Here is a 15896-nt window from a genome sequence, read left to right on the forward strand (position 1 = left end):
ATCTTTAGCAGATTAGTTGGTGGGAGATGGCGAAGGGGAAGCCGTGGGAGAAGGAGACGCTGCGGGAGAGGCTGGAATCGTCGTGGCAAACCATTGTTTTGCTAATCGATCGAGTTCTCCGTTTGCTTTCATTTTGTCCAAAACTCCGTTGAATTCTGCAACACGGGGCGATCCTTTTGGAAATGCGATCGCGCTTCCCGATGGTCCTTCAGATGGAATCACGTTATATTCCAAATCCGCATTCGCCTGTGCAAATCCTTTGACCACCGTATCCTCGATAATCGCTGCATCAATTCGCTTGGCTTTGATCTCTTGAATGATTTCCGGCACACGGTTCAATGTTTTCACCTGAATTCCTTGTACCTTTTCCGCAATCTTCTTCAAATCGCCTTCCTGAATCGAACCCAGTTGAACCCCGACTCGTTTTCCAGCAAGATTCTCGGCTTTCACAAGATTGCTCCCTTTGAGAGCCACGATCGTATTTTGCGCCTGGAAGTAGATATTAGAAAAATCAACGTTCTTTTTGCGCTCATCGGTTGGGGTCATTCCCGCCATTACAAAATCGGCGCGATTCGCCTGAAGTGCTGGAATCAACCCGTTAAAATCGGACTCTTGAACTCTCAATTGATAGCCCAATTCTTTTGCAATATAGTTCGCAATATCAATGTCAAATCCAACGATCTTACGTTCACCTCCAGAGGTTTGATAAAATCCGTAGGGTGGATAGTCTGGTGATGTCAGCATCGTGAGTGTTTTGCTATCTCCAGCTTGATTGCCACCCGACTGCCCCCCACCACCACAGGCAGCCGTCGTTGCAAGAGAGGCAAAACACAATCCGCCTAGAATTACCTTTCGTCGCTTCATCTTGAAGTCCTCATCAACATAGAAATAGATTTAGAATAGCGCAGGGAATTTTGACAACTACCACGATCGATAGATTTTAGAAAACGAAAGTAGTACGAATCACACCAATCACCACATCAGGATTTCGACTATCGTGGTTTGGAGCCGTGAGCCAAATAATTCCAGGCGTGATCGAAACGTTGTCGGTGAATTGATAGCGGTAAAAAGCTTCGATGTGATAGCCCGTATCTCGATCGCTGCGTTGTCCAGCCGGAAGCCCGATCGCTTGCGCCAGATTATCATTGCTCGTGCCTGTTAATCTCGGCTGCATTCCAAAGAGGATTCCGCCCAAGTTCCCTTTCTTGCCAAGGTCAGGAAACGCTAAGTTAACCGCATAGTTCCAAACGCTTGCATCACCTTTTGTGCCATCTCCCAACGCACGAGCCGCCGTATATCCAAGCCATCCACCTAATTCAAATCGCGGTGAAATTCGATAGTTAAACTGGAACCCGTAAGAATTTCCAATCACCGGACCCGCTCCGATCACTTTTGCGGGATTGCTTCCAGCTAACGTATCAACACCATTTACCACAGAATAGCTATTGACATAGAGCAAGCCGAATTTGAGCGATCCAGCGCTGTAAACGAGTTGTCCCCAAGCACTGTAACCGCCGTTGAAAAGACCAGATCTGCTATTTGGAAAATTCGGTCCGCCGATCGTTGAATCTTCGCCGTAGTATCCAAAGTCAAAGCTAATTGCTGGTGAAACTCGGAAATTTGCAGCAAGTCCAGCCCGATTCCCGATCGGGAAATAAACCGGATTGACTTGACCAAAGTTCGAGGGCGCACCAATCACTTGATCATTAAACGGCGTGATCGGATCAGTGACGATCGTGGGATCGATCGAGTTCGCATCAAGGTAAACCGTTAACCTTTCCCCAACTGGGAACCGATACTGCAAGCGATTCAGCGTGATTTCACCATTTTGCGAAACGCTGGTTGCTAGAAATCTCGATTCATCCGTTCCGCCTGCTAACCCCACCGGAAAATTAGTCGCAGTATCGAGCCGTCGCAGGTTGGTCGATTGGAGCCGAACTCTAAGGCGGTCTTCACCAGAAAAGCTTGTGTCAAAATCAAATCGCAATCGATACCCAAAATTCGTATTATTGGCATCACTCGCATTGCGTCCAAACGCATCTGCTAAGTAAGTAACCAACTCAACGCCGAGCTTTGTAGTTGTTGAAAACTGTTGTCTCTCTAAAGTGGTCGTTCGGGCTTCTAACGCATCCACTCGACCGCGAATTGTTGCTAGTTCGGCTGCAAATTGTTCTTGAAGCTTTTGCAGGGTTGCTAAGTCTTCTTTTTTCACTAAATCTGCGGTGGAAGCTGCGATCAGTTCATTGACTCGATCGAGACAAGCATTCAATCCCGCCGCAAATTCAAACCGCGTTAAAGCACGATTGCCACGATAAGTTCGGTCTGGATAGCCTGCGATACAGCCATAGCGTTCGACTAAGGATTGCAGAGCTTGAAATGCCCAATCCGTGGGACGAACATCGGTTAATTGGGAAACTGAAGTGACTTGTTCGATCGTCGGATCAGAAAGTTCTAACGGATCGATCGCGAATGCACTGGAATTGAAAACTGTTGTACAAAGCGTGATCGTGCTAAATGTGATCGCAGAGTTTCCTAATTTATTTAGCATAGAGGGTATCTCACACCACAGATGAATAGAATCTAGTCAATCGTTCATCTAATTGAAGCCATCAAACCAAACAAAAAGCAGCCTGTAGCCCTTGATCTAATTGAGATATCTTCTACGAACATATTCGAGCTTTTTGTCATAGAGGATACTTGTAAGTTTTGTTTTAAGAATTCATCTATCTGTGGTAGGAAACCGGAATTCATCATTTACTTATCGTTCGATTCAATGCTATAGACATAGGCGAGAAACCTCAATATCCGTTAAGATTGCGGCATTTGTTCCCGATATTTTTCTTCTTATGTCTAATCGTGCGCTACTCCTCGTCAATCGCAATGCTCGTAAAGGTCATGATCAACTTGAGGCAGCAATTCATCAGCTAGAAGCTTTGGGATTAGAACTGATCGAAGCTCCAATCGATCGACCCGCATTGTTGCCCCAAACGATTCGAGAAAACCGCGATCGTGTCGATTTCGTGATTGTTGGCGGCGGAGATGGAACCCTGAATGCAGCGGTTGAAGGATTAGTTGAAACAGGTTTGCCACTCGGAATTTTGCCCCTCGGAACTGCGAACGATTTAGCCAGAACGCTTGGGCTTCCAGTAACATTGCCCGAAGCTTGTCAGGTAATTGCAAACGGTAAGATTCAAAAGATTGATCTCGGTTGGGTGAATGGTAAGTATTTTTTCAATGTTGCAAGCTTAGGATTAAGTGTTCAAATTACTCGCGGTTTAACGAAGACCGCAAAAAAACGCTGGGGTGTGTTGGCGTATGCGACGACTGCATTCCAAGTGTTGTGGAAGTCGCGCAGATTCAAAGCTGAGATTGTTTGTGATGGTCGATCGCAGAAAGTGAAAACCGTTCAAATTGCAGTTGGAAATGGTCGCTACTACGGGGGCGGAATGGCAGTCGCGGAAGATGCTGCGATCGATGATGAACGCTTGGATCTCTACAGTCTCGAAATTGATCATTGGTGGCAGATGGCGTTAGCGCTTCCTGCTCTGAGACGAGGAACACACACAAAATCTCGCTGGGTTCAGTCTTGGCAAGGGAAGGAGATTTTTGTGTATGTGAAGAAAGCGAAGTCCATTAACACCGATGGCGAAATTACGACCACCACACCTGCACATTTTAAGGTTGTTCCGAAAGCGCTTTCTGTGCTGGTTCCTTAGTTGGATTCAAGCTTTGGAGATACAAGCTACCGACTGTAAATAAGAAGATTAGATATGCGATCGCTTCGAGCCAATATAAGCGATCGACATATCCAAACAGTGTATGTAAAATTACACCTGGAAATTGTTTCTGCGGTAGCACTTTAGAAGCATCCCAAATCAAGCTGCCAAGAAAGCAAGAATTCGGCTCAGAAATACAGAGACTCGCAAACTCAGGATTTAACTGAGACAGGATTGCGAAGCTTTTATCAAAGTGAACTAACACACCAATCACTAAGCCAGAGACAATCAATAACAGGAACACTCCCATCACTTGAAAGAACTGTTTCAGATTGATCTGTACACCGAGTTTGAACAATAAAATCCCAATGACGATCGCGCCTGTTAATCCGCCAATTGCACCAATGACAGGCGACCATCCTTGCTGAAACTGTGCCGCAATAAACACCACCGTTTCAAATCCTTCTCGCAGCACCGCAAAGAAGATCAATCCAAATACGCCCCAAGCTGCATTCGTCTGCATTGCTTGATCAATTTCGCGTTCGACTTCACCTTTAAGGGATTTCGCTTGCTTCGTCATCCAGATCAGCATCCAACTTAAAAGCGCGATCGCGACTAATCCAAAAATCGCTTCTAGCAGCGGTTTGAACACAGGTGCATAAACCTGATTAGAAGCTTCTAAACTGCCCAATGTCCAGATAAACACAATCCCAACAGCAACACTCGCAACAATGCCGGAAACAATCCCGCCATAAACCCAAGGATTGAGACTCGATCGACCTGCCTTGCTCAAATACGCCAGCACAATCCCGACCACTAGCGCAGCTTCTACCCCTTCCCGTAGCGTAATCACAAACGTCGAAAGCATACTTGTACGTCTGAAGAACTACCGATCATTTTAGAAGATCGATTTGGGACTGGATGCGATCGCGAAACTCCTATAATCCGAGCGAGAAATTGCAGATACCTATTGCGAATTTCAATATTCCCCGATACGATGTGGGTTGAGAAAATACGGTAATTCGAGTGACGAACCGTAGAATACAAGGAGAACGCAATGAAGTTTTGGCGCTATAACGCTTTGGAATCAGTGATCCGAGCAGTTCAATCCCTATTTCATCCAAGATCGGTCAGAAAGTTTTTGTCTCTATTTGTGATCGGAGCGACACTGAGTTTAACGATCGCAGCGTGCAGCAGTGGCGACAACGCTTCAACGCCCACCGCTGGAGGAGGAGCAAGCCCGGTTTCTAATCCAACTAAAGATGTGGAACTAACGCTCGTAGCTTATGCAATTCCCAAAGCTGCCCATGATGCCATCATTCCCAAGTTTGTTGAGCAGTGGAAAAGAGATAAAGGTCAAAACGTCACCTTCAAACAGAGCTACGGCGGATCGGGATCTCAGACTCGCGCCATTATTGACGGTTTAGAAGCCGATGTCGCTCACCTCGCATTGGCAGCCGATACTGGAAAACTGGTGAAAGCGGGACTGGTGAATGCAGATTGGGACACAAAAACTCCTAACAATGGAACCGTTGCGAAAACAGTTGCCGCGATCGTGGTTCGTCCAGGTAATCCCAAAAACATTAAAACCTTGGAAGATCTGACCCGCGATGATGTGAAATGGGTCACGGCTGATCCAAAAACCTCTGGTGGAGCACGTTGGAACTATCTCGTATTGTGGAATGATGCGCTCAGACGCAACAATAACGACGAAGCCAAAGCCAAAGAGTTTGTCGCTAGAGCATACAGAAACGTTGCAGTTCTCGCTAAAGATGCTCGTGAATCGACCGATGCGTTCTCCAAACAAGGTCAGGGTGATGCGCTGATCAACTATGAGAATGAAGTAATTTTGGCACAGCAAAAGGGCGAAAAGCTGGAGTATGTTGTTCCAGAAACGAATATCTCGATCGATACTCCCATTTCTGTAATTGACAAGAACGTGGATAAGCATGGAACCCGCGAAGTTGCTGAAGCGTTTGTGAAGTACCTATTCACACCAGAAGCTCAAGCAGAATTCTTGAAACTAGGATATCGTCCGTTGGATAGTGTTGCTGCTGGAACCAAAGCAGATACAGCGAAACTACCTCCAGTGAAGACCCTGGCATCAATCAAAGATTTCGGGGGCTGGGACGAAGTTCAGAAGAAATTCTTTGAAGATGGTGGTGTGTTTGATCAAACGTTAGCTGCTGCAAAACAATAAGTCAGATTAAACCGCGATCGAGCTTAATTTCTCGATCGCGGTTCTAAGCCGTCGGAATACAACAATGCAATACCAAGTACGATCGCTAACTTTTTCACTGATACAAGGGTCGCCATGCACTCCACAGTCGTTTCTCGATCGCTGCCCGAAGTTCGATCTTTTAAACGTCGATCGACAATTCCACTCCGACACACTGCACTCTGGCGAATTGAGTCGGGTGTGGTGCGAATGGTAACTTGGCTCGAAGATGGTTCGACCGTTACTTTGGGATTGTGTGGTGTGGGTGACTGGGTTGGAACTTACCTATCCGCGATCGAGCCTTACCAAATCGAGTGTTTAACTGAGGTTGAAGCGACTCCACTTTCTGCCGATGAATGGTTCCCTGACCCCGTGCAACTTCTAGCACGAGTGCAACAAGCTGAAGAATTCATGCTGATTCGCAGTCATCGCCGAGTCGAAGAGATGTTGTTAAAACTGCTCACTTGGCTTTCAAAGAAGTTTGGGCGCAAAGTCAGCAAAGGTCATTTGATTGATCTGCGACTGACTCACCAGGATTTAGCAGACCTACTCGGAACGACTCGCGTGACGATTACCCGTGTTCTGAAGCAGTTTGAGCAACAAGGCTTAGTTCAGCGATTGCCCAATCATTTGACCCTGTTGCACCCTGATGCAACGTGGCACTACGAAATTTAGTAAGCTTATCCCCGGTCTGAAGACGCGGGTGCTTTTAGCCTCTCGCTCCAGATACGGAAATTTTCAGTAGCCCTAAACATCGACATCCCTTCGCATTGCTGCGGGACTGATATCAAGTTTGAGCCTCCAGGCTGGCTTACACGCGCCCTACCCCTACTCCAAATCTCATGCAAGCACTCGACTTGTTTCGCAAGATAAAGTCTGTTTCTACAACCCAGGCAATTCTGGGACAGCCCCGTTTGCTACGGTTTGCGTATCACTCGTTGATACTTGCCTACTGGAGAAGCTGTTTACTGCGTAGCTGACAGTGCCCTATCCAATTTCGGCATATAATTATCGTAGTTTATTTCTACTACGATGGTAAGACAGAATGTATTCAATTTAAGGTTATCTGATGAAGAGTTCCAGCGACTCAAAGACTACGCAGAATCAAAGCAGGTGTCTCCTGCTGAGGTTTTGCGAGACTACATTAAGCGACTGCCTCGGAAAAATGACGGCGGTTAAAACCGCTCGTGTGCGCTTTCCTCTCAGCACTGAAGTGACTGAGCTTCCAGCGCTACCGCTTATTTCTTGTGATCGTTTGTAGAAGTTTAGATTAGGACATCCTCGAAGTCGCCCCCAAACTTGGGGGTTTGGGGGCTTAAGACTCTCCCAAACTTGGGGGCTAGGGGGCTTTCTAGAAGTGTCCCAACTGAAATAAGTATGGCTATATTCGCCCAGGCACCATGATTTATCCAAAAAATCCATTCCGTAGTATCTTCATTCGATGCTGTGTCTAATGTGGGCACAGTATTTTTTTGGCAAATCTTATGATGGACTTCTCAGGCGTTCTGCAATTTATTCAGAGTTTTGAACAATCCCATCCGGATGCTTCAGTTTACGAAATCACGAATCGATTACGTGGTTATACTAAGCCAAGCTATACGACGAAACCTTGGTCGATCGTGACTGGATTTGAGCAACCGTTTATTGAAGCAAAGTTAGACCAAGAGCTTTTATTTGCAGGCGAAATGACGGATTTTGGACATTTCATCGCAGCGCTGTCTGATCAAATCGATCAGCCTGGATTGCAATGGTCGGACTTTACTCGCTGGACAGGAGACTACACTTCTTGGGCGGGAGATATTGGATCAGCGATCGAGCTTTTTCGTTCTAAGCCTGGTAATTTGAAATCGCTGAGAGAAGCTCTCGATCGATTTGCATCCGATTCGGATCATTCAGCGAATATCGCCGCTTGGACAGTCAGCGAAACCATCAATAAAAACAAGGAAATTCGCTTATCTGAAGCGATACAGCAGTATCATACGAAGCCGTATTCTGAACACGTAAGAACCTTTATTCAGCGACGTTTCAATGGCATTTTCGAGAATCAAACGCTAACGAATCCTGCCAAGCTAGAAGCAGAAATTCGGAATACGACTTTTGCTTATCTGGAACTCTCGCAGAATGCTGGAGCGCTGAAAAAAATGATGAAATCGTTTACTCAAAAACTACGATCGACTCCCGATCGAGAGCTACTCAGCGCTGATCTACTTCAAGGTTCACTGCACTTTATGTCGCATCTCATCAGAAAAGGCAACCTTACACCTTTGAATTTCAAGCCGTATCAACAACCGCAAGCACCCTGGCTTGGAACTGTGAACTATGAAGTCTCAGCATAAAAAACGTGGGGCAGGTCTCCTCATCTGCCCCAAGAACTGCTCTAGTTCTTCAGATTTGGCGGAATTGTCTCTGGAACTGTCCAAAAATAAACATTCGTTCCATTCACGCTCACCACTTGATCCGGCTTCCAATCGCCCATATCAAACGCATGAGACACAATCCGCGTTCCCGGTTTCAGCTTCAACAATTGTGGACGTAATTGAAGATTGATGCGCGGCAGCAAGTACAACGTAATTACCGTTGCCTTCGTCAAATCCGTCTTGAACAAATCTTGCTGTGCGAACTGCACTAAATCCGTGACACCTTCTTTCTTAGCATTCGCATTCGCTTCCTTAATCCGCTCCGGATCAATATCTACGCCAAATCCTCTCGTTCCAAATCGCTTTGCTGCGGTAATTGGAATTCGTCCATCTCCACTGCCAAGATCCAGCAGCACATCATTCTTTCCAACCTTCGCCACCTTCAGCATCGCATCCACGACGGGTTCTGGTGTTGGCACATAAGGCACATCCAACTGAGGGGTAGGACTTTGAGTCGTTGTTGCTGGAGCCGGACTCTGGGTCGTTGTTGGACTTTGAGCTTGAGTTGCAGGACTTTGAGCTGTTGTTGGAGCCTCCGTTGTCGCAGTGGGAGACGACGAACAGCCCGCTATCATCAAACTCAACATTCCAACCGTTATCACCAAAGGACGAACAATCATTCTATTTTCTCCTCAATAACTAACTATCGACGCGACGCTGCCACATCAGAACCGGAATCCCCAGAGCCAAAACAATCACACCCGCGATCGCGCCCTCTTTGACATACACCAAACTGGAATACAGCAAAAATCCACAAATACCACAGAACAAAATCGGGGTGATCGGATAAAACGGCACTCTAAAAGCGCTCGGACGATTCGGCTCCTTAAAGCGAAAGAGGATGAGCGAAAAGCCCACCAGCAAGAAAAAGAACCAAAACACCGGGGCGGTATATTCCACCATTGTTTCAAATCCCTTCCGTCTCCATGCTCCAAGTGCAACTAAAAGAAGCGCGATCGCACCTTGCACGATCAAGGCTGGAATCGGTGAATTCTTCTCGCCTTGCCACTGTCCCATAAATCGGAACACGCTGAAATCCTGCCCTAGTGCATAGTTCGTTCGCGCTCCCGTCAATACCGTCGCGTTTAATGCACCCAAAGCAGAAACGGCAACAAGCAAGCTAATAAAAATCACTCCAGGCTGACCAAACGCATTTCGCATTAAATCTGCCGCCACCGCTGACGAGTTCGCCATTCCGCTGACTCCCAAGCCGTGAAGATAGGCGAAATTAATCGCAATATAAATCGCTGCAATGATGCCAATTCCCCAAAAGAGCGATCGAGCAATATTACGATTCGGATTGCGAATTTCAGCCGAAATATAAGCTGCTTCGTTCCATCCTCCATAAGACAGCAGCACGAAAATCATTGCCATTCCCCAACTTGTCGTAATGGGCGCTGATCCAGTCGCAGCTTGAGGAACTGGGCTTCCTGAACTCGTCAGACCTGCAATGATCACCAAGACAAGTCCGAGAACTTTTGCAGCCGTGAGCCAGTTTTGAGCACCTTTTCCTTGTTTTAGTCCAAGGATATTAATGATCGTGAAAAGCACGATCGCACCCGCTGCATAAATCGCTCCTGAATAGGTTCCGAGCGGCAAAATTTCAGAAGCATAATCACCGAACACAAATGCTAGTAATGCGATCGACCCCGTTTGCACGACCGTCATTCTTGCCCAGGCAAACAGAAACGCGATCGAGCTTCCATACGCCCGCTGTAAATAATAGTAGTTCCCGCCCACATGCGGATAAGTCGTCGCTAACTCTGCGTAGCACAGCGCTCCGATCAGAGAAACAACTCCACCGATAATCCAAGCGAGTAAAACGGTGAAATTTGTGCCTGTGTTGGATGCGACTAAAGCAGGAGTCTCAAAAATGCCTGCTCCAATCACAATTCCAACGATCAGCGCCACCGCATCGATGACCGATAAAGCAGTCTTTGGACTTGCAGACTGTTCAGAGGATGCCCGATCATCGATCGACTCTGAATAATCTGAAGATTTCGGGAAACCCATAGTGATACCTAACTAAAGAGCATAACCAGTCACGCGAAAATCAGACCTTTGAGATCAATCTTTCAAAGGATTTTAGTTCGCATCGGTAACACCTGCGCTCCTACTTTTGGCATAGTTCTAAAGACCGGACTCTATGAACCGAATCTACCGCGAGTCCGGTCAGGCTTGTAAAACTCTTCTTGGGTAATATACTTTTAGGAGAAAACTTTCTATTGTACTCTCCTTCAAAAACGTTGCTCGAAGAATTATGAACACGATCGCAGTCCTGCATCTCGCCACAAAATCATTCCGTCGATCGCGCATTAGGAGACGCAGCATTCAACTGTTGAGTGCAATGGTAGGATGCGCCATTGTGAGCTTTGCCACGTCTGCCAGTGCTCAACTCGTTTTACAAGAAGGTGATTCTGGAACAGCCGTCACCGAGCTACAAGATCGCCTCAGAGCATTAGGCTGTTTTGATGGTTCTTCTACTGGATTTTTTGGTCCTCAAACCCGCGAAGCCGTCCTTCAATGTCAGCAACAGCGGGGAATTACACCCGATGGAATCGTTGGACCAGAAACCTACCGCGCTTTTGGCTTGGGAAGTCCTGCACAAGGAACGGGTTCAGCGCAATTTGGCGATCGCTTACAGTTAGGCGATCGAGGTCCTGGAGTCCGCGAAGTTCAAACCCAACTCCAAGCAAGAGGCTATTACTACGGCACGATCGATGGCGTGTTCGGACCTGATACTCAAGCTGCTGTCATTCAACTCCAAAACGATGCAGGTCGCTCTCCAACAGGTGTGGTGGATGCTGATGTCTATGCCATTCTTTCCGGTACACCCACTTCTCCCACAACGCCTCCAGGTACACCGGGTACAGGGGAACTGCAAATCGGCGATCAGAATCAGCGCGTCACCGAATTGCAACGACAACTGAATCGAGTGGGCTTCTCAGTTCCGATCACTGGCTATTTCGGTACACAGACCCAGCAAGCCGTTGCGGGTTTCCAACAATCTCAAGGATTCCCTGTCACTGGAATCGCCGATCGTCAGACTTTGGCAGCACTTGGAGTCGCAGAAGGACCGAACGCAGGTGGTCAAAATCCTCAAGATGTTCGCCGCTATGTCGTGGTGATTCCATTCCGTAGCGCCGAAGAATTCACGCGGATTCAAACCGTGCTTCCAGATGCAGTGCCAAGACAGTCCCGACTCGGCAATTATGCCGATGGAGGAAGCTATACTACGCCAGAAGCGGCAGAACGTCGGGCAGCATTACTACGATCGCGGGGATTGAATAATGCTCGTGTGATCTTCGGGTCGCCCTAGAGTGGGAGTAACGATCGCTGACAGGTCGGACAGACCGCATGAATCGTGAGTTGGCAGTCCAGAATGTGATATCCCTCTTTCTGGGCTGCTTTGGTTCCGGTTTTAAGAATTGAATCGCTCTTGAACTCGATCGTCTTATTGCAGCGGACACAGATTAAGTGATGATGATGATGCGGATAAGGTTGATTAATTTCATAGTGTTTATGACCTTCCGCGAGTTCTAGTTCGCGTAAGATGCCCATCCGCGACATGAGTTTCAAAGTGCGATAGATCGTCGATAGACTAATCCCTTCGCCTTTGGCTTGAAGTTCATGATAAAGATCTTCAGCACTCAGATGTTGCCCTTCTGGAAGTTGTTGAAACACTTGCAGGATGATTTCACGCTGAGGGGTCAAGCGCCATCCTTTTTCGTTCAATTCAGCCTTAAGCGAAGCACTGGTGTAAGTAGGAGCGTTCAGCATTGTCAACAAAGCCTCCTTTCTTGAGAATCATAGCATACAAAAAAATTAGGCGACTTGCAATAAGTTCACCCAATTGAGAATCTTCCGCAATTGCTTTAAGAATTTAGCCGTCTAAGAGGGTGTTTGGAAAGCAATTGCTTTAAGAATTTAGCCGTCTAAGAGAATGTTTGAGAAGTCATCGTTTATCGCATTCACCCGCCCGGAAATGAATCTCCGGGCTAATCAGGGGAAGCCCACTCAACTGGGCTAAGAACTCCGTATTACGCTCTTAGCCCGCTTCAGCGGGGTTTCCTCCATTAGCCCGGAGATTCATTTCCGGGCGGACTGGCAACGCAGCAAAGCCGCTTTTTATCCTCCTGAAACATCCTCTAACTAAGCGACTCAAGATAGTCTCGAACCCGGTTTCGGCGTTTTGGCTGTCTTAATTTCTGCAAAGCTTTCGCTTCAATCTGCCGAACTCGCTCTCTCGATAACTCTAAAGCGCGTCCGATTTCCGCTAGAGAATAAGGATGCCCGTCACTACCTAATCCAAATCGCATCTCGATCACATCTCGTTCACGATCGGTTAAATCTGCCAAGAGCTGAATCAAATCTCGTCTGAGCGATTCCCGCATGAGGGTTTCTTCAGGCGTAATCTCTTCAGTCTCAAGCAAATCACCGAGTTCGGTATCGCGCTCTTTCCCGACTTTAGTTTCGAGGGACACCGATCGCGGAACTCGAAGCAGCACTTCGCGCACCTGTGGCGGGGTCATTTCTAATTCAAGAGCGATATCTTCGATCGTAGCAGTGCGACCTTTTTCTTGAGAAATTTTCCGTTGAGCTTTCTTAATTTTGTTTAGTTTTTCGGTGATGTGAACCGGAAGGCGAATCGTGCGGCTTTGAGTTGCGATCGCACGAGTGATGCCCTGACGAATCCACCAATAGGCGTAAGTGCTGAATCGGTAGCCTTTTGTCGGGTCGAACTTTTCAACTGCTCGTTCTAGTCCTAATGTGCCTTCTTGAATCAAATCAAGCAGTTCTAAACCGCGATTCTGATATTTCTTCGCGACCGAAACGACTAATCGCAAATTGGCGTTAATCATTCGAGTTTTGGCTGCAAGTCCTTGATTTTGGATTAAATCCAGTTCAGTGACCGTTAAATTGACGACTTTTGCCCAGTGTTGTTTGCCTTCTGCCAATAGCGGTTTGAGGTTGACGACCTCGATTTTGGCTTCGGCTGCCCAGCGTTCGAGAGACGGGCGATGAGTCAGAGTGGAAACTAATCGATCGCGGGCATCGATTAACTCGACATATTGACGAATTAACGCATTTCCCTTGGATGCAGCATCGTTACGCTGTTCTAAAAGTTTCATGTAGCGTTGGACTTTTTGTGCCTCAGCGACTTCTTCATCGCGTCCGAGGAGACGGTAGCGCCCGATTTCTTGGAGATAGAGCCTGACGAGATCAGTGGTTTTCCGTCCAGCGGGGCGCATTCCTGGTTGTCCCGTCAAGTCAGCTTCGAGGTCTGAAAGATCTTCGCTCGGATCAAACTCTGAGTCTGTCGCGATCGGGGAATGCTCCAGGGTGGAGGGGTCAAACTCTGCATCAGCGTAGAAGGAAGTTGCTGGCATCATGTTTTCTGTGCGCTATGTGGAAATCGGTCGGTTGCTTCGCTTAGTGTTCCCGTGGTCTGGGACTCAGGAACAGAGTTCGGAGTTCCAGGAAACGTTGAAACTACCGAAGAGACGGCATTACTAGCATCGCGGTTCTAAATCATGCGAAGTGGTTACTCGTTACTACACACGATTTGGCTGCGATTCGGAATTTACGCGGTTAAAGTTTTGCGCGAAGACGGGTTGGAGTCAGTATAGTGATGTTAAAAGCTTTATGAAGTGACCCAGATCAATCCGTGTTTTGACTGAGATCACTTTGATATTTGTCCGATTAAGTCTGGGCTTCATGACATCACTTTTCATCGCTAAGAAGTGATAATCCGGACGATCGCAAAATTTCAAAGGTGCGATCCATTTTGGTTTCGGGTGGCACGTAGAGGATGAATCCATCTCGCCCACGGGTGAGTAAGACGCGATAACTATTTAATCGAAGCTGTAACGGATCACGAACATTCTTTTGGCGCGTGGTGGTGATCCAAGCTTCGTCTTTCCAAATCAAATCATCGCCCCAACCGACGATCGGGAAATCGAGTTCTAATCCCTGGCAGCTAAATTCGGTGACAACACGATCGAAGGTACAGCAAGAATTCTCAGAATCGGGTGAATCAATGTACCAAGCACCAATATTTAGTTTCTGAGTAGAAATGTAGTCGTTACGAATACCGTATTTGACTAAATTGCGCGATCGAGAAGAAGCAACTAGACCATAACGCTTATCGGATTGATCTTGATAACGCGATCGGCAATAATTCTTTGCTACTTCTAAATTACGAGTGAGATAAGCATTAAATCCTTCTTGAATCAGAAGAGGGATTACAGATTGCGCTTGATCGATTTCACCATTAAGAACATGGGCAACCCAGATTTGAACATCATGTGCGAGATGCGATCGCAAAGACGTAGTGAGATTCAACAAATCATTCGTGTGAACGGTTGTATCAAAACATTGTGCTTGCTCAGACGAACAATGAACCTGCCAAGATTCGTTTAATCCTTCGTTCCATTGTTGAATTCCGCCTTCTTCCCCAACATGAATCGTTTGCCCTTCTCCAATCAAGCCAAGCAGCACACACCAATCTGGAACCCGCTCACAAATTCGTAAAACTGCGCCCGGAGCCGCACTCGAAATGCCGTACTTCTCAGACATACGATCGGCATCCCAAGCCCGTTGAGCTTCATCAAAGACGATGATGTTCTCTCTGGGTGCGGACTGGCGACGGGCTTCGTGTTGGAGATAAAAATTCCGAATTTCTCGAACGAACGCTTTACTTTTTAGTGCGTACTGAAGAACGGTGATTAAAGGACGATTGCCAGAAAGGAAAATTGCAGGTCGATCGCTGTCGTAAACGAACTGTAAACCGACGAGCGTTTTTCCGGCTCCAGGAACGCCTGTAATTAGAATCAGATGGCGTTCTTTTTGGGTGGAAGCTCGATCGACAATTTGCCTCAGATAATCCAAAATCTCAGGAATTTTCGCACTCTGAGCGCGTCTGATACTCGGTAACGGTTCTTGCTGAAAAATTCGTCGCGCCGCAGCAATCACAGTCGGTAACGGTTCGTAAGTTGAATTCACCCATTGATTAGAATCAATCTCCGGTTGCGTTTCACTTAGTGATTCCAAATAGATTGCGATTTGCGTTGGATTGAGAATCTGTACTGTATTCCGAACAGCATTTTCTTTGGTGTAGCGAGTTGGAATCAGAATTGCGCTCACCGGATGATTTGCCGATGCTTGATGATATTCGGATAGATCTCGCCCATAAGCCGCAACTTGATCCAAATCGGCATTTGAAAGCGTTGATTTCTGCTTGAACTCGAAAACGAGGATCTGTCCCGATCCCAAAATGATTAAATCCGGTCGTCGTCCACCTTCACCGGGTAGTTCATATTCAAAGATCAAAGTCCAGGATTTGCGGCTGAAATTGGCAAACTGCGATCGTAGAATTTCCCCACATTCTTCCCAAGCCTGGTTTTGCGTTCCCGTCGATCGCATCTGATAGAGCGCTTGGTAATTCGCTTGCAGTGTCGCTAACCAATCGCTCGGAGAACAGGCGAGAAAATCCGCGATCGATCCCAACCAACCGTACTGGACTGACATTTTGATCCCAAAAAA

At 47.0% G+C, this 15896-nt stretch carries 13 protein-coding genes; 5 read left to right on the forward strand and 8 right to left on the reverse strand.

Annotation, left to right across the window (positions count from 1 at the left end):
• Positions 1 to 12 precede the first annotated feature (12 nt).
• Positions 13 to 864 carry a transporter substrate-binding domain-containing protein gene (locus ACQ4M5_RS25545; RefSeq protein ID WP_430678532.1) on the reverse strand — a complete coding sequence of 284 codons (852 nt, stop codon included), beginning with the start codon at positions 862 to 864 and terminating at the stop codon, positions 13 to 15.
• A gap of 76 nt (positions 865 to 940) precedes the next feature.
• Positions 941 to 2548, reverse strand: coding sequence for an iron uptake porin (locus ACQ4M5_RS25550; protein ID WP_430678534.1), 1608 nt, complete (start codon positions 2546 to 2548; stop codon positions 941 to 943).
• A gap of 298 nt (positions 2549 to 2846) precedes the next feature.
• Between ACQ4M5_RS25550 and ACQ4M5_RS25555 the strand changes: the two genes are divergently transcribed.
• Positions 2847 to 3716 (forward strand): lipid kinase, encoded by an 870-nt coding sequence (locus ACQ4M5_RS25555; protein ID WP_430678535.1) that lies wholly within the window; start codon positions 2847 to 2849, stop codon positions 3714 to 3716.
• On the opposite strand, the gene ACQ4M5_RS25560 is transcribed toward ACQ4M5_RS25555, so the two are convergent.
• Entirely contained in the window at positions 3676 to 4584 is a 909-nt protein-coding gene (locus tag ACQ4M5_RS25560; protein ID WP_430678536.1) for an FTR1 family iron permease, read from the reverse strand. The genes ACQ4M5_RS25555 and ACQ4M5_RS25560 overlap by 41 nt on opposite strands.
• Before the next feature lie 189 nt (positions 4585 to 4773).
• On the opposite strand from ACQ4M5_RS25560, the gene ACQ4M5_RS25565 reads away from it, so the two are divergent.
• The 3 genes from ACQ4M5_RS25565 (at position 4774) to ACQ4M5_RS25575 (ending at position 8270) form a co-directional block, all read left to right on the forward strand.
• Entirely contained in the window at positions 4774 to 5916 is a 1143-nt protein-coding gene (locus ACQ4M5_RS25565) for a sulfate ABC transporter substrate-binding protein (RefSeq protein ID WP_430678537.1), read from the forward strand.
• Between the two features lie 114 nt (positions 5917 to 6030).
• Positions 6031 to 6609, forward strand: a complete 579-nt coding sequence (locus ACQ4M5_RS25570; RefSeq protein ID WP_430678538.1) for a Crp/Fnr family transcriptional regulator — start codon at positions 6031 to 6033, stop codon at positions 6607 to 6609.
• A gap of 809 nt (positions 6610 to 7418) precedes the next feature.
• Positions 7419 to 8270, forward strand: a complete 852-nt coding sequence (locus tag ACQ4M5_RS25575; RefSeq protein ID WP_430678539.1) for a hypothetical protein — start codon at positions 7419 to 7421, stop codon at positions 8268 to 8270.
• A gap of 41 nt (positions 8271 to 8311) precedes the next feature.
• Here the strand turns inward: ACQ4M5_RS25575 and ACQ4M5_RS25580 are convergent, their stop codons facing one another.
• A complete protein-coding gene (locus tag ACQ4M5_RS25580) occupies positions 8312 to 8971 on the reverse strand; it encodes an SAM-dependent methyltransferase (protein WP_430678540.1) in 660 nt (219 codons plus the stop codon).
• A 19-nt stretch (positions 8972 to 8990) separates the two neighbouring features.
• Complete coding sequence (locus ACQ4M5_RS25585) at positions 8991 to 10364, reverse strand: APC family permease (RefSeq protein ID WP_430678541.1); 1374 nt, start codon at positions 10362 to 10364, stop codon at positions 8991 to 8993.
• A gap of 247 nt (positions 10365 to 10611) precedes the next feature.
• On the opposite strand from ACQ4M5_RS25585, the gene ACQ4M5_RS25590 reads away from it, so the two are divergent.
• Complete coding sequence (locus ACQ4M5_RS25590) at positions 10612 to 11670, forward strand: peptidoglycan-binding domain-containing protein (RefSeq protein WP_430678542.1); 1059 nt, start codon at positions 10612 to 10614, stop codon at positions 11668 to 11670.
• On the opposite strand, the gene ACQ4M5_RS25595 is transcribed toward ACQ4M5_RS25590, so the two are convergent.
• The 3 genes from ACQ4M5_RS25595 to ACQ4M5_RS25605 all read right to left on the reverse strand — a co-directional run bounded on the left by ACQ4M5_RS25595 (position 11667) and on the right by ACQ4M5_RS25605 (position 15881).
• Positions 11667 to 12131 (reverse strand): Fur family transcriptional regulator, encoded by a 465-nt coding sequence (locus tag ACQ4M5_RS25595; RefSeq protein WP_430678543.1) that lies wholly within the window; start codon positions 12129 to 12131, stop codon positions 11667 to 11669. The genes ACQ4M5_RS25590 and ACQ4M5_RS25595 overlap by 4 nt on opposite strands.
• Positions 12132 to 12499: 368 nt before the next feature.
• Complete coding sequence (gene sigC / locus ACQ4M5_RS25600; RefSeq protein ID WP_430678544.1) at positions 12500 to 13744, reverse strand: RNA polymerase sigma factor SigC; 1245 nt, start codon at positions 13742 to 13744, stop codon at positions 12500 to 12502.
• A 331-nt stretch (positions 13745 to 14075) separates the two neighbouring features.
• Entirely contained in the window at positions 14076 to 15881 is a 1806-nt protein-coding gene (locus tag ACQ4M5_RS25605; protein WP_430678545.1) for a DNA/RNA helicase domain-containing protein, read from the reverse strand.
• Positions 15882 to 15896 lie beyond the last annotated feature (15 nt).

Source organism: Leptolyngbya sp. AN10, from assembly GCF_050565645.1.
Taxonomy (GTDB): Bacteria; Cyanobacteriota; Cyanobacteriia; order Leptolyngbyales; family Leptolyngbyaceae; genus Leptolyngbya.

Coding starts and splice junctions, on each gene's coding strand:
- ACQ4M5_RS25550 (WP_430678534.1), bottom strand. CDS start 2,548: ATGCTAAATAAATTAGGAAACTCTGCGATCACATTTAGCACGATCACG.
- ACQ4M5_RS25595 (WP_430678543.1), bottom strand. CDS start 12,131: ATGCTGAACGCTCCTACTTACACCAGTGCTTCGCTTAAGGCTGAATTG.
- ACQ4M5_RS25580 (WP_430678540.1), bottom strand. CDS start 8,971: ATGATTGTTCGTCCTTTGGTGATAACGGTTGGAATGTTGAGTTTGATG.
- ACQ4M5_RS25585 (WP_430678541.1), bottom strand. CDS start 10,364: ATGGGTTTCCCGAAATCTTCAGATTATTCAGAGTCGATCGATGATCGG.
- ACQ4M5_RS25565 (WP_430678537.1), top strand. CDS start 4,774: ATGAAGTTTTGGCGCTATAACGCTTTGGAATCAGTGATCCGAGCAGTT.
- ACQ4M5_RS25570 (WP_430678538.1), top strand. CDS start 6,031: ATGCACTCCACAGTCGTTTCTCGATCGCTGCCCGAAGTTCGATCTTTT.
- ACQ4M5_RS25590 (WP_430678542.1), top strand. CDS start 10,612: ATGAACACGATCGCAGTCCTGCATCTCGCCACAAAATCATTCCGTCGA.
- ACQ4M5_RS25575 (WP_430678539.1), top strand. CDS start 7,419: ATGATGGACTTCTCAGGCGTTCTGCAATTTATTCAGAGTTTTGAACAA.
- ACQ4M5_RS25545 (WP_430678532.1), bottom strand. CDS start 864: ATGAAGCGACGAAAGGTAATTCTAGGCGGATTGTGTTTTGCCTCTCTT.
- ACQ4M5_RS25560 (WP_430678536.1), bottom strand. CDS start 4,584: ATGCTTTCGACGTTTGTGATTACGCTACGGGAAGGGGTAGAAGCTGCG.
- sigC (WP_430678544.1), bottom strand. CDS start 13,744: ATGATGCCAGCAACTTCCTTCTACGCTGATGCAGAGTTTGACCCCTCC.
- ACQ4M5_RS25605 (WP_430678545.1), bottom strand. CDS start 15,881: ATGTCAGTCCAGTACGGTTGGTTGGGATCGATCGCGGATTTTCTCGCC.
- ACQ4M5_RS25555 (WP_430678535.1), top strand. CDS start 2,847: ATGTCTAATCGTGCGCTACTCCTCGTCAATCGCAATGCTCGTAAAGGT.